The organism is Chryseobacterium carnipullorum (assembly GCF_003815695.1).
Taxonomy (GTDB): domain Bacteria; phylum Bacteroidota; class Bacteroidia; order Flavobacteriales; family Weeksellaceae; genus Chryseobacterium; species Chryseobacterium carnipullorum.
In genome coordinates this window covers 2,025,059-2,039,776 of sequence record NZ_CP033920.1, presented here as the reverse complement: position 1 = coordinate 2,039,776, position 14,718 = coordinate 2,025,059, and the positions used below count along the sequence as shown (strand labels likewise).

General features: G+C 34.6%; 9 protein-coding genes. 8 read left to right on the top strand and 1 reads right to left on the bottom strand.

Annotation, left to right across the window (positions count from 1 at the left end):
* Positions 1 to 6: 6 nt before the first annotated feature.
* The 8 genes from EG346_RS09265 (at position 7) to EG346_RS09235 (ending at position 9,558) form a co-directional block, all read left to right on the top strand.
* On the top strand, positions 7 to 618 hold the full coding sequence (locus EG346_RS09265; protein ID WP_073329576.1) for an FMN-binding negative transcriptional regulator: 612 nt from the start codon (positions 7 to 9) through the stop codon (positions 616 to 618).
* A 14-nt stretch (positions 619 to 632) separates the two neighbouring features.
* The gene (locus EG346_RS09260; RefSeq protein ID WP_073329574.1) at positions 633 to 1,499 is read left to right on the top strand and encodes an MBL fold metallo-hydrolase; all 867 of its coding nucleotides are present in this window, start codon (positions 633 to 635) and stop codon (positions 1,497 to 1,499) included.
* Between the two features lie 9 nt (positions 1,500 to 1,508).
* Positions 1,509 to 2,138: a dephospho-CoA kinase gene (coaE, locus tag EG346_RS09255; protein ID WP_073329572.1), complete on the top strand. Its 630-nt coding sequence runs from the start codon at positions 1,509 to 1,511 to the stop codon at positions 2,136 to 2,138.
* Positions 2,139 to 2,601: 463 nt separating this feature from the next.
* Positions 2,602 to 4,242, top strand: coding sequence for a helix-turn-helix domain-containing protein (locus EG346_RS09250; RefSeq protein WP_164466079.1), 1,641 nt, complete (start codon positions 2,602 to 2,604; stop codon positions 4,240 to 4,242).
* A 233-nt stretch (positions 4,243 to 4,475) separates the two neighbouring features.
* The gene (locus EG346_RS25335; protein ID WP_262511523.1) at positions 4,476 to 4,604 is read left to right on the top strand and encodes a hypothetical protein; all 129 of its coding nucleotides are present in this window, start codon (positions 4,476 to 4,478) and stop codon (positions 4,602 to 4,604) included.
* 1,256 nt (positions 4,605 to 5,860) lie between these two features.
* Entirely contained in the window at positions 5,861 to 6,169 is a 309-nt protein-coding gene (locus EG346_RS09245) for a hypothetical protein (protein WP_123878184.1), read from the top strand.
* 75 nt (positions 6,170 to 6,244) lie between these two features.
* Complete coding sequence (locus tag EG346_RS09240) at positions 6,245 to 6,991, top strand: GLPGLI family protein (protein WP_123878182.1); 747 nt, start codon at positions 6,245 to 6,247, stop codon at positions 6,989 to 6,991.
* Positions 6,991 to 9,558: a TonB-dependent receptor gene (locus EG346_RS09235; RefSeq protein ID WP_123878180.1), complete on the top strand. Its 2,568-nt coding sequence runs from the start codon at positions 6,991 to 6,993 to the stop codon at positions 9,556 to 9,558. Before EG346_RS09240 ends, EG346_RS09235 begins: the two co-directional genes overlap by 1 nt.
* Before the next feature lie 128 nt (positions 9,559 to 9,686).
* On the opposite strand, the gene EG346_RS09230 is transcribed toward EG346_RS09235, so the two are convergent.
* Positions 9,687 to 14,663, bottom strand: a complete 4,977-nt coding sequence (locus EG346_RS09230) for a GEVED domain-containing protein (RefSeq protein ID WP_123878178.1) — start codon at positions 14,661 to 14,663, stop codon at positions 9,687 to 9,689.
* Positions 14,664 to 14,718: the final 55 nt, after the last annotated feature.

The following is a 14,718-nucleotide window of genomic DNA, read 5'->3' as shown; positions in this document are numbered from 1 at the left end:
CGATCTATGTTTATTCCAAAATTATACAGAAGCGAAGATTACAATCTGATGAGAGAAATCATCAGGGAAAATGCTTTTGCCTTACTCATTTCTTCCGGGGAAAGAATAAGGGCAACTCATTCTATGATGATGCTTAATGAAGATGACCCTGAGAACATTTATGTGGAAACTCATATTTCAAGAGCTAACCCTCAGGCAAAAACATTAAGAGACGGAGATGAAGTACTCTGTGATTTCCTGGGTGCTCATGCTTATATTTCAAGCAGCTGGTATGATCATATGAATGTATCAACCTGGAATTATGAAGCGGTACAGATCCAAGGAAAGGTAGAACTGATGAATCATGATGAATTGTATCGGCATCTGGATAAATTAACTTCTAAATATGAAAGTTTTCAGAAGTGTCCGGTGATGGTGAAAGATATGGGAAGGGAATTGGTAGAAAAGGAAATGAAAGGTGCTTTCGGACTGAAAATAATTCCTACGGAAATATTTATCAAGCAGAAACTTTCCCAGAACAGAAAGGAACATGATTTTCAAAATATCATTTCAGAGCTTGAAAATTCAGATGAGAATGGTAAAAAGATTGCTGAAAAGATGAAATTAATAAAGAAATAATAATCAAAATATATATGAAATTATATCCAATACAATGTGGAAAATTTAAACTGGATGGCGGTGCCATGTTTGGAGTCGTCCCAAAGAGTTTGTGGGAAAAAACCAATCCTGCAGACGAAAAAAACCTGATCGAACTGGGAACAAGATCCCTGCTTATAGAAGACGGCAAGAAACTGATTCTTGTAGACTGCGGTCTCGGCAATAAACAAGATGATAAATTCTTCGGCCATTATTCTCTTTGGGGAGATGACAGTCTTGATAAAAATTTAAAGAAATTCGGTTTTGTAAAAGAGGACATCACCGATGTTTTCCTTACTCACCTTCACTTTGACCATTGTGGAGGCGCTATCGAATGGAATGACGACAAAACAGGATACAGGCCGGCTTTTAAAAATGCACAGTTCTGGACGAACGATAACCATTGGAAATGGGCTACAGAGCCTAATCCCAGAGAAAAAGCAAGTTTCCTGAAGGAGAACATCCTTCCGATACAGGAAAGTGGACAACTTAACTTTTTACCTCTTCCTGCAACAGGAAATTATGGTTTTGCCCCTGATTTGAAGATGGATGTCATCTTTGTAGACGGGCATACGGAAAAGCAAATGCTTCCGGTAATTCAGTACCAGGAAAAGACAATTGTTTTCGCCGCAGACCTTATTCCTACAGCAGGACATATCAACCAGGTATATGTGATGGGCTATGATACCAGACCTCTTTTGACGATGGAAGAAAAAGGAAAGTTCCTGAAACAGTGCGTCGATAATGAATATTTACTGTTCTTTGAACATGATGCCCACAATGAATTAGCAAGCCTTAAAATGACAGAAAAAGGAGTAAGATTAGACGAGATCCACAGTTTTAATGACGTTTTTGGATATTAATTTTTGATTATGGAAGAATTACATTCAGAGACACAGAAAGCAGAACCGGAACCGTCACCCAAGATCATTGGGCTTACCGGTGGTATAGGCTCAGGAAAGACTACTGTAGCCCATTTTATTGAGGAGTTTGGATTCCCGGTTTATTATTCCGACGACAGGGCTAAAACCATTGTGAATGATAGTGAAGACCTCAAAATAAAGATCAAAGAATTACTGGGCGAACAAGCTTATGATTCAAACGGCCTTTATGATAGAAAATATGTAGCAGAAAAGGTTTTTAATAATAAAGATCTGCTTCACGAATTAAACGAAATCATTCATCCTGCTGTAAAGATTGATTTTGAAGAATGGCTGAAAAAACAGACCAAATATTTAGTTTTCAAAGAAACAGCATTATTGTTTGAATTAAAACTGAACAGACAATGCTACAAATCTCTTCTGGTCACTGCAGAAGATAATATCAGAACCAAAAGGGTAATGGACAGAGACGGAAAGACCTACCGTGAAGTAGAATCCGTCATGGAAAAGCAGATGCCCGAAAAGGATAAGATCAAGCTGGCAGACTGTATTATTTACAACAATACCAACCTGGAGGATCTTAAGGAACAAACCGAACGGATCGTTTTCAGTATAGAATAAAAAAAACTCGTTAGATTTTTCTGACGAGTTTTTTAAAACTTTGGAAAGATTTGAACTGAAAAGTTATAGTTTCTTTATCAGACAGCTTTATTAGTCATCTCGACTTTATCTGCTGAGGAATTATATGCACAAGTTTAATAATACCTAAGCAAGTAATCATAAATTACCATTTCAAATAGTCTTTGATTGGAAATAAAAAGCCTATTCATATTCAAGTAAAAAATAGTTTAAAAAGCCTGTAAAGATATTTCTCAGGAATCATTTTCAATACGGGATAGGAAACTTAAATATTTTAAAATACTATAGTATCGTATAACTTTACACATTGAAATTGATACTTTTGCATTGCACCAATATCAAAATGATGAAATATATATTCCTAATTGTAATATTATTACTTAGCAATTGGGCGAGTGCCCAAGGGACCAAAATTGATAGTTTAGACGAGCTTAAGTATTCAGAATTGAAGAATAAATTTTATGATTATTATGATCATATTAAAATCCCACAATCTGAACAGATAGCGAGATATTATCTACAAAAAGCTAAAAAAGAAAAAAACACACTCGAAATCGCTGAAGGCTACAATCTTATGCATTTTAGTAAAGATTTTCCTACTGCTATAAAATATGTTGACAGTTTAGCGTCCATAACAAAAAATGTGACAGGAAATCTCTACCCTACCAGAACCTATCTGATAAAAGGAAATCTTTATTACAAGAATGATAATTTGAAATCAGCCCTGGATAATTATATCTTGGGATTAAAGTATGCTAAAGAACAAAACGACGAAAGACAAATGGCCTATGCCAATATGAATATTGCTTATATCAATAGTTATATCGGTAAAAACAAAGAAGCGGCAAAAACATTCAGACACTATGTGTACAATAGAAATAATATCACAGATGATTATCAACATAACCAAATGCGTATAGCCCTCATTAGCTGTTATATTGAGATTAATAAATTAGACTCTGCCAATATTTTAATTCAGGAAGGGCAAAAATATGCTCTTAGAAATAAAAATCAACACGATTACAATCTATACCACTACCTATCAGGAACTTACGATCTAAAACAAAAGAAATACAACACAGCCATCACAAAGCTATCCAATGTCTTTAGATACTTTACTAATTCCGATGAGAAGAGTAATATAATTTACATTTTGTACAATTTAGGCAAAGCTTATGAAGGTGAGGGAAAAAGTGATAAAGCATTAGACACATATATTAAATTAGATTCTATTGTACAAAATTCTGGCATTACTTTTCCAGAGCTTCGGGAAGTATATACTTATTTGATAGATTACTTTAAACAAAATAATGATAAAGAGAAGCAGCTTTATTATATTGAAAGGTTTCTAAAAGTTGATCAGAAATTAGATGAACAATTCAGATACTTGTCAGTAGAGCTACCCAAAAAATATGATACGCCAAATCTCTTACAGGAAAAAGAGAGTATCATTAATGATCTTCAAAATAGAAAAACAATTCTAAATTTTTCAATTGGTTTTTTATCAATTTCTTTAGTACTGCTTTCCTTCTTTTATTATAAATCTAAAAAAACAGAAAAAAAGCATAGAAAGATTGCTCAGGATTTAATCAATTCTATTGAGAGACGAAACCTTGAAACTTTAGAGGAGAAATCAGATACACCTCAACTTCATGATCATAAGGAGGTTGAAGCGGAAGATAAGAATGCTAAAAATACTCCTGAAGATGTTGCACAATTTATTTTAAAAGAACTGGAAGTTTTTGAAACAAAAGAACTTTTCCTAAAGAAAGGGATTACCTCAGCAAGTCTGGCAAAAAGTATTAAAACCAATACGACTTACTTATCAGAGGTGATCAACAGTCAGAAAGGAAAGAATTTCGCAACCTACCTTAATGATCTTCGTATTAGCTATGCGCTAAACAGGCTGGTGAAGGACAGAAAATTCCGTTCTTATAAATTATCTGTCATATCAGATGAATTAGGATATAACAATGAGCAGGCATTTTCATTAGCCTTTAAGAAAAAAACAGGGACTACTCTATCTATATACATTAAAGAGATCGAAAACAAAGCCACTCAAAATACTGATATAAACAAAACATAATCAACAATTTAAATACTTTATTTTTATAAATATATAGCTCTAAATTTACAAATCTAGAGTTCATTTACTTTTTTCACGTTACCTTCTTATGTAAGTTTGCTCAGGGTAAAAACACAGATATTTAATTTTTGTATGTGTACAGTACAAAATGCAAATATAAAAGCGCTGATCAGCAAATAACCATGTTACTGACTGTATGACCAAGTGAGTATTATTAATTTTAAAAATCAAAAATGAATTTAGAAACTTTAAGTACAGAAGATCTTAGAAGGATCGAAGGAGGTTTTGGGGGTGAACCTGAAACTATTGTAATTCTCGGAAATGTAATTCATACAAACGGAGTTGGCAATCAAAATCTTTAAAATTAACATATTTATTATTCAATTTTAAAAAAAAAATGAACTTAGCTTAATTAAACTTAGTAGAGCTTGAGACTCATGAATAAAAAACAATTGATGGGGGTTTTCCATCGGTAGTATTAGCAGCTTGGGTTATAATGACAGCAATTGACATAGGATTGGTTGCAGTATATCAAAATCAGCAAAATCATAAATAAAATGAAAACATTTAAATCAAGGAGAGGAAATACAGATTTAGTCAATTCAAAAAATGAAAATTCTTATTTCGTAGTCATACTAGTATGTGTACTCATGATCTTTACAGTTCTTCTCGTTGTGAATATGTAATCATTTATTTCTCATAACAAAGAAGCAATCAATTAATAATTGGTTGCTTCTTATTTTTTTCAGTTGTTAAAAAGTCTTCAAAAAAAGATTATCAATGATCTGGAAAATAGAAGAATAATTTCATTTGTTCTTTAGTTTTTTTTATGACTATCATTATTACATTACGAATTAAAAAAGACAGAAAGCAAACATAGAAAAACTGATCATGATTTAGTTAATTCTAGTGAAAAAAGTGATTTTAAAATTCCTAAAGAAAAATCGCTTAAAGATACTAATCAGGCTGAAATAGCAGAGGACAAAACGTCTAAAAAGGTTCCTAAGTAAGTAGTACAATTTATTTTAAAAGAATTGAAAGTTTTTGAAACGAAAGAACTCTTTTTAAAGAAAGATAGTATATCCGCCGGTTTAGGAAAAAGTATAAAAACCCATACTATCTGTTTATCACAGGTAATCAATATTCAGAAAGCAAAGAACTTACTGCTTATCTTAATGATCTTCCTATTAATTATGCACTCAATAGGATGATTAAGGGTACGAAATTCCGGTCTTATAAATTATCCGCATATCAGACGAATTGGGATATAAAAATAAGCTGGAATTATATTTGGTCTTTAAAAAAACCAAATACTCTTCTTTCAATCTGCATTAAAGAGATTAAAAAGTAAACAAATTCAATATAGACAATAAACAACTGATAATAAACATTTTAAATATTTTATTTTTATAAATATATAGCTCTAGATTTACAAATTTAGGGTCCATTTACTTTTTTCACGTTACCATCTTAAGTAAGTTTGCAACAGGTAAAAACACAAATGTTTTATTTTTTTGTATGTGTACAGTACAAAATGTAAATAAAAATGCTGATCAGCAAAACCCATGTCAGGGTTTATATGACAAAATAATTTACTTAATTTAAAAATTAAACTAAAATGAAAACATTATTATTCGCAGCGTTCTTATTTGCAGGAACAACTCTAGGATTTGCTAAAAGCAATACACCAGTTCATAATTTTTCTAATGAAAGCAAAGAAACTATATCTCTGAAATCTACATCTGACAAAGTAAATTCTTTGAAAGAAGGGAAAAATGATGAAAAAGCAGAAGATGTTAAAAACATCTGTCATCAAACTGTTTTTACTACTGAGGTTACATATAGTTATTTTGATGATGGTATGGGAAATCTTATCGTAACAAAATCAACTGATTTGGTAATGAGTACCTATTGGTACGGTTGCTAAATAATAGTTACTAAAAGTATAAATAATAAGAGCGTCTATTTACTTAGGCGCTTTTATAAATACAATTTAATAGATATGAAATACACTCTTTTTATCTCCTTATTTTTTTTTAATTTTATTAATGCCCAAAATTTAAAGGTAGAATATGAATATGTAAATAAGCAGGATCTTAGCGAATACTCTTCAGAATCCTCAAGCACATTTAAAAGACAGGCAGAGGAAAAGCTTAAAAAAGCTCAAAAACAAATACTGTACTTTTATAAAGGAAATACTTTTTATAAAAATATTCCCACTGAAGGATTTGAAAACGAGAAAGAAAGAAAAAAAGTAGATGAAAGAACGACTAGCATAACAAAAGAATCTTTTGTTATAAAACCGATTAAGATTTACCATAAAAAAAATGATCCCGGTTTCTATCAATATCAAAATTTTGGAGACGAAGAATATTATAAATATTATGCACCTAAGTTTTCCAAAGTAGAATATAAAGATAACGTTGAACAAATTGAAAAATATACATGTAAATTAGCAGAGGTTACACTAAATAGTGGGGGCTTGGTAAAAGTATGGTATGCTGAAGATTTCCCCGTAAGTGCAGGTCCTTATGTTTATAATAGTTTTCCAGGGCTTGTTTTAAAAGTGGAATCTCCTAATTTTATTGTATATGCAACTAAAATAAGTAATGACGGAAAAGAAACAGATTTTGAGCCTATGAATTCAAAGCTTAAAGTTTTAGACCAGGAAAAGGACAAGGATAAAATTCAGGAAATTATGAAAGAAGCATCAAAGGTAAAAGAAACACATACAGATATTCGATTATAATGAATTTCAAATTTTCGATTATTATTATTTTATTTTTTTTCAGCTATTCTTTTTCACAAAACATTAATATTGAAGTTAAGGAAGCGAACGGAAACCCTATATCGGAAGTTAACGTTCAGCTTCTTAAACATGAAAAAACTTTAGACTTCCAAAAAACAAACGATAAAGGTGTTTGTAATTTCCAGCCCTCCCAGAAAGGAAATTTTTCCTTAAAATTTTCCTCTTTATTATACAAAACAAAGATTGTAGAAATTAATACAAACGAAAAAAATGATTTTGGGATTGTCTTAGAATCACAAGTTAAAACGATACCCACGATAGAAATAAAAGCACGTCCTAAAATAGCCAGTGCGAAAGAAGACACTATAGCTTTTAACCTGAAAGCTGTAAGAGACGGTACAGAAAGAACGACGGAAGATCTCATTAAAAAACTTCCGGGCCTTAATATTAATGAAAACGGGAAAGTAACCTATAGAGGAAAATCAGTAGGCCAGGTTTTAGTAGAAGGAAACGAGTTTTTCGGGAAAAACCATAAAATGGCAACTCAGAATATTTCGGCTAATATGGTTGAAAGTATTGATCTTTGGCAAAACTATACTACCATTAATGGAAATCGTTCCACTGCCCTTAATTTAAAGCTGAAAGAAGAATATAAAGGAAAAATTACCGGAAATATAGAAGGTAATTATGGTACTAATAATTCATATCTGGGACATGCTAATTTGTTTCGTATTGGAAAACTTGGAAATTTAGCCCTTATTGCTGACGCTAATAATATTGCTAAAGACCCTATCAGCTTTATGGATTTTTACGAAATGAATACGCAGGAAGATATAGATAATTCAGATAGCAGTTCAAATGTAGATATTCCCACTTTTCTTAATAATGACGGAAAAGTAGAATCTAAGGATAATCAGTTTGGAGCCTTGCAGTATTCTAAGTCAAAAAAGAATTTTAGCATTACGGCTTTTTCAATTTTCAATAATGCTCAATTAAATAAATTTTCAACTTCTAAAAGAACTGTATTCGAAGGACAGTCAATGGATTTTAATTTCTATGAACAAAGAACAGAGAACAACAGAGGATTTTTAGGGACTACCCAGATTAAAATGAAAAAAACCTTTGCAGATGATAGTTTTCTATATTATAACTTTGGCTATAATCCTACTCAAGATAATTTTAACCAAAATATAGACCGATATTCTACAGATATCAATTTTTACACTATTAATAACACTGTAAAAAATAATGGTATAAGCAATTTTATTTCGTGGAATAAACAGTTGAATAGTTCAAAAATAATCTTCGCTTTCAACCAAATGAATGAAGATTATTCGGGAAATTTAAATATACTTTCCAATAACAATCTATTTCTGACTGATAACAATTCATTATTTCAGCAATATGACGTGAATTCAAAGAGATATGGACTAGACTTTTACCTGAAGAATAAAAACAAGCTTGTCAATTTTAATTTGCATTCGGGATTTTCTTATAAAAATGAAAAATCGGAACTTACAGAGCTGATATCACAGGCAAATGAGAATAGGACGTTAAAAACTTATCATTATATCAATGATCTGAATATGTACAAACAATTTGGGAAATTTGAGTTGTCTGCTTCGTTAAGTTCTCATTTTCTGAATATCAATGAATATGAAAAACATTATTTTGAGAAAAGACTAAAATTTCAATACAGTCCTGCATCCAAAGCCAATACAGAAGTTAGCCTTGAATATAACTCAATATATAAACTTCCCACATTAAAGCTTCTGCAATACAACCCCTTATATACAAAGGATTTATATTTTACTCAAAATGTAGATCTTACTCCTGATCTGATAAGCAACACGGACAGTTATAAATTGACATTTCACAGGGCTTATTTAGAAAAAGGAAGCAGCATGTTTCTTATGCTGATGTATGATAAAACCAAACCTAGCTTTACGACAAATTCCATTAATTATGGTAAATTTTCAGCTATGGAAAATACAATGGGAAGATATAATGATCGATTGATATTTTTGTTTGCCAGTGATCGAAGATTTAGTAAGTATTATACATTAAAAACAAAGTTTACAAGTGCTTTAACCAAGAATGTAAATTATATCAGTGAGAATGAAAATATTTCTACCGTCCAAAATTTTGAACTATCTCAAAAGCTCTCTACAAATTTTAAAAACAAGCCCCTGCAATTTGATTTAGGTTACACTTTTACTAAAGGTATTTTCGAGCAGAGTTTTTATGATACAACTTCCAAACAAGACAATATAAGATTGTCTTTTGGGATAAGAGCCAACATTAAAAAAGAATGGATTGGTAATATTTTAAGCGAATATTTAATACAGAAAACAGGAGAGAACAAGCTTAGTAACTTCTTAATTGGTGGTCAAATTTCATATAGAAAAGAAAAATCAAACTTTGAATACAGCTTGTTATTTAGTAACATTTTAAATTTAAATTCTTTTCAGTATATCAATAGCTATACAAGTCAGCTAGGTACGGAAGAAGCCTCTACAGCCGCTTTACAAGGTTATATTATTGGTGGCTTAAAGTATAACTTTTAAATAAGATGATTATGATGATGTTAACATGAACTATTTGTATGTGAGTAAATTTACCTGCTTCAACAATCTTCAATAACAAAAAAAGCCCTCATTTTTCCTGAGGGCTTCCTATATTTGAAATTTAAATATTATTCTTTAATAAATTTCTTTTGAACGGTTGTACCATTGTCTTCGATATCTAAAACATAAACTCCGTTGATCAGCTTGCCTACATTGATCTGATTGTTCAATAAAATGCCCTGAGCAATGATCTGTGCCGCTGAATTGTAGATCCTATATTTTGCTCTTTTGCTGATATTTTTCACATACAATACTGAGCTTACAGGATTGGGATAAATCATAATATCAGTCTGATTCACCGGATTAGCCGTTGCGGGTTTAGATATTCTTACGGAATAATCTTCTACTTCGCCATTGGCAAATCTTGTACAATTTACCGGAACTCCATCTCTCATCAGTGCAATTCTCATGACTACATATTTGTAAGTTGTCATGCTTACAAAGGCATCAGCAGGTACACTGAAGGTCCCTGTCACCGGACTTGTTGTATTCGGAGACGATGTAAATACTCTTTCATCAAGATCGAAATATCCGTTTCTGTTGAAATCGATCCATACTGCAATACCTTCGTCATGATTGGTTCCATTCCATTTTTTCTCAATCGTGATCTGATTACCTGTTGATCCCTGAACCATTTCTATAAAGGTATCAGGTACTCCTGTGTAATCTGTATAGCTTGAAGGTCCTGAAGCATTTTCCATCTTAGGTCTGCCGCTTGGCGTTACTGTAACTTTAGCAATATGCTCGTTCACTGAACTTCCTGAAGACATTTGACAGTAGATCACTGTAGGGGTCGTGAAATAATACGGAGGCGTATAAGTTCCCGGTGTCCCGTTACAGATATTCACCACCTGCATTTCATATTTCGTATCTTCTAATAATCCTGTTATGGTATAAGCATTATTCGCTACCGGAACATTGGTCCAGCTCGGAATACCTACTTTTCTGTATCTCAGGATATACGTTGCTCCAGAAAAACCTTCCCATATCACTTCAGCTGATGTCGGCGTAAGCTGGGTAATCATTAATCCCGGAGGAGGAAGTTCACATGTTCTTAATGTCGTAAATACAATAGGGTTTGAATATGGATTAGGAGTCGTTTCTCCTGTACACTGATTGGCTACCTGCACTTCATATTTTGTATACGGATCTAAACCGGATAAAGGATAAGTATTGGCAGGCGGAGCCGGCAGATTAACAAGATTCCATGTTGTTGCTCCAACTTTTCGCCATCTCATAATATAGGTAGAACCTGTTACTAAAGGCGTCCATGTTACTACTGCTGAATTTGTAGTGATTCCCGTAACTGATACTCCCGGAGGGGTAGGATCACATTTTGTAGTGAATGATCTGATAGGTGTAAAAGCACCTGTAGAAGTTCCGCAGTTGGCAGCAATCTGTACTTCATACGTCGTAAAAGGAATCAGGTTATTTAATGTGTGAGGTACTGCGGTAACATACACCGAAGTCCATGTTGTAGTTCCCTGTACTCTGTATTGCAACAGATAGGTAAGATTATTTGTCGCGGCTGTCCAGTTGACAACAGCTGAATTATAAGTTATCGCTGTAATCGTAGGATTTGTTGGGGTAACTGTACTGCAAGGTTTTAACTTTACGACATAGTCTTCAACTTCACCATTGACTGCATTCTGGCACATAACAGGGGCACTTGAACGTCTCAGCACAACTCTCATCGTTGTTGTCAGCGGTCCGTTATATGCTCCTGCCGGAACTGCAAAATTCGCAGTAACAGGAGTGGTTGTACTTGATGCTGAAGTAAGGATCTGCTCTGTGGTTTCAAAAACTCCGTTTCTGTTGAAATCGATCCAGGCAGTAACTGCATCACTGCTGGTTGTTCCAGTCCATCCTTTTGCCACAGAGATTTGATTTCCTGTAGAACCGATCTCCAGTGTAATAAGCGTAGGCGCTGTATTATAACTGGTATAGTTATTCTGTACAGTGGTATTATTCATTACAGGAAGCGCAGGATTCACAGAGGTAACGGTCACATTTGAAATATGATCATTCGTTCCTGTACCTGTCATAGGACAGTAAGTAACCGGAGGTGTTGTAAACTGTGCAGAAGGAGAGAATGTACTTTGGCTGCCGTTACATTTTGTAGCTACCTGTACTTCATATTGTGTCTGCTCTGTTAAGTTTGGAATTGTATAGTTATTTCCGGGAGCTGGCACTGGATCTACTGTAGTCCAGGTGGTAGTTCCTACTTTTCTGTATCTTAATATATAGGTGGCCCCGGTTGCTGCTGACCAAGAAACATTAGCCGTTGAAGGGGTAAGATTCGTTACCGTAATATTGGCAGGTGGTGCATTCGTACATACCGGCTGATCGATCAGCTTCACTGCATAATCCTCTACCTCACCATTGGTAAAGGTACCACAAGCGGCAGGATTGGCAGAATCTCTCAGGACCACACGCATACGGGTTGTAAGTGGGCCTGCATAAGCTGTAGCAGGTACTGTAAACGCGGCAGTTACAGGAGTCGTTGTATTATTGGCCGCATTTAAAACACGTTCAATAGTCTCAAAGGTTCCGTTTTTATTAAAATCGATCCATACACTTACGGCTTTACTTGATACAGCAGCCGGCCAGGATTTGGAAATAGAAACGTTATTATTGGTTGATCCCCGTACCAGTGTTATCAATTTTGTGATCTCTGCAGAGTAGTCTGTATAGTTTGCTGCAGCCGAATTATTACTCATGGTGTATGAGTTTGTGGCTGCTACGGTTACATTGGAAATATATCCATTATCTGTACTCGTAGATGTTGCAGCACAATATAAGGTTACAAACGTTGAAATCGGTGAAAAAGCTCCGGCTGTTCCCGCACACACATTAGCGATTTGAAATTCATAATGTGTTCCGGCTGCCAGCCCGCTTAGGGTAACTGTATTGGTTGTTGGAGCAGGTGTTACTGTTGTCCATGCTGTAGCTCCCGCAATACGGTATTGAAAGATATACGTTGCATTGAATGATGCATTCCAGGTTACTGTTGCCTGTGCCTGCGTAATGGCTGAAACCACAATTCCTCCAGGTGCAGTGGTCGTACAGATCGGAAGTGTTTCTATTGAAGCTGTACCGATCGCATAGAATACATTATTAACAGCACTCACTCTTATTTTAGCAGTTCCTCCCACTGTTAAAGGAAAAGCCGTAAAATCTACCGCCTGGTTTCCATCATTAGGGGTGGATGCAGCTACGACATTCCAGGTGGTTCCGTTATCTGTTGTAAAATCTATTTTCACATTAGCTGCATTATATGGTGCTGCATTGGTGTTTACCACATTCCAGGTTACGTTGGTAGGACCGTTATTATAGATTGTCGCCGGGTTTACTATAAAAGGGCCGTTGTTTCCTACAATAATGGTTTGTGTTGCAGATTGGGTCTGCTGTTGATTCGCAACAGGATTGTTATCTCTTGCTGTCACTGTAAATTTGGTAGTTCGTGCCACTGTAGATACAGCTTCCCAAAGGTTGTTGGCATTATTTAACACCCCTGCAAGCACAGAAGAGAGTCTGGGGAAATATCGGACAGGACTGGTTGAGGGAGCAACAGATCTGAAAGAAGGACCTGTGGTTGTATTTCCTAAGTTCGCATTATTGATTACTTCATTGGCAATATCAACTTCCTCCCAGTTAAAAGTCATAGGATCATTCTCAGCATCTGTAGCAGATGCAGTCAGCACGAAAGCGGTTCCTTTTGGAATATTATAGGTCGTAAGTGGTGTAATTACCGGAGGAGTATTGGTAATAACTGTTTCTGCATCACATGTTTTGGTGATGAGGTTTGCCTGAATCTGGGTAATATTAGTCACATTAAAATAAGGATCTGAATGTGGCTGTACATCAGTAGTTGGTCCTGTAATACCTGCATATCCCATAATACTTGATCCTGAACCAGGCTCCACACTCGTGGAAGAGCCTAACTGAGGAGCAGAGTACGAAAAGCTGTGAACTCCTCCCAGCTGATGCCCTACCTCATGGGCTACATAGTCTATATCAAAATTATCTCCCACAGGAGGATTTCCGCCCGGAGATGTCCATCCTGAACCTTTATCATTGGCTGTAGGCACCATATTATCCCTGCATATACAACCTACACATCCGGCATTTCCCCCCGCACCCGGTGGAGAAAAAAGGTGTCCTATATCATAGTTGGCATTACCTACGGTTGCTGTAATCACATTCTGCACCTGAGAATTCCAGCCGGTAATACCGTTCTCTGTTCCATTTTCGGTTGCAGAATAAGGATCTGTATTTGAATTGGTGTAAATTAAACTTGGGTAATTTTGGAGATTCAGATGGAGTGCAAAATCTTTTTCGTAAACTCCATTGATTCTTGTTAAAGTTGCATTCATAGCAGCCAGAGCTCCGGCTACTGTACCTCCATGGTACTGGGTATATTCCCCGCAGACTGACAATGCTAATCTTAAAGTTCTGAATTTCTTATCTGAATTTTTTGCAAAATCGGTAGCCTGGTTAAAAAAGGCTTTTCCATTTTTATGAAGGATCTCGATATCATGTTTTGCATCTTCACTTTCCTCAGTGGAACATATAAAACCTTTTTTATCTTTTCCTGTTTTAGGATGGACTTTATAGATTGTCTTAGCCGCATTGGCAGGTTCTATAAATTCATAGCCTCCGTCCTGAATAATCATGGACTGGAAATCATTTGGTGATAAACTGAATCTTAAGTATTTTGAAGGATCGTCCATCCCTACTCCAACATAAGAACCCAGTTGGTACTGATCTGCCAGCTCTTTTACCACAACAGGAAAGCTGTATACTGCAAATTTTTCAATTTTTCCTTCCATCGTGGGAAGAGATATAATTACAGGTTTTGCATTTTTACCTGTTTCTTCTGCTTGGGCTAATTGCAATTTCAGTTGTGAAATGTCCAAAGAGTAATACTTGTGAGATTTTGAATCTTCAGTAGCTCCTTTTCCATTGTACACAGCAGGGGTCCATTGGGCATGGATCATTGCAAATAAACACAGGAAGAAGAAAGAAAGAGAGGTTTTCTTCATAATTAAAAATATTTTGTAATGATTTCACAAATCTACTATATTTTTTAATAATAAA

What these genes read in the sequence shown, in the direction of transcription:
- EG346_RS09265 (WP_073329576.1), top strand. Translation starts at nt 7, where the DNA reads ATGTTTATTCCAAAATTATACAGAAGCGAAGATTACAATCTGATGAGA.
- EG346_RS09260 (WP_073329574.1), top strand. Translation starts at nt 633, where the DNA reads ATGAAATTATATCCAATACAATGTGGAAAATTTAAACTGGATGGCGGT.
- coaE (WP_073329572.1), top strand. Translation starts at nt 1,509, where the DNA reads ATGGAAGAATTACATTCAGAGACACAGAAAGCAGAACCGGAACCGTCA.
- EG346_RS25335 (WP_262511523.1), top strand. Translation starts at nt 4,476, where the DNA reads ATGAATTTAGAAACTTTAAGTACAGAAGATCTTAGAAGGATCGAAGGA.
- EG346_RS09245 (WP_123878184.1), top strand. Translation starts at nt 5,861, where the DNA reads ATGAAAACATTATTATTCGCAGCGTTCTTATTTGCAGGAACAACTCTA.
- EG346_RS09240 (WP_123878182.1), top strand. Translation starts at nt 6,245, where the DNA reads ATGAAATACACTCTTTTTATCTCCTTATTTTTTTTTAATTTTATTAAT.
- EG346_RS09235 (WP_123878180.1), top strand. Translation starts at nt 6,991, where the DNA reads ATGAATTTCAAATTTTCGATTATTATTATTTTATTTTTTTTCAGCTAT.
- EG346_RS09230 (WP_123878178.1), bottom strand. Translation starts at nt 14,663, where the DNA reads ATGAAGAAAACCTCTCTTTCTTTCTTCTTCCTGTGTTTATTTGCAATG.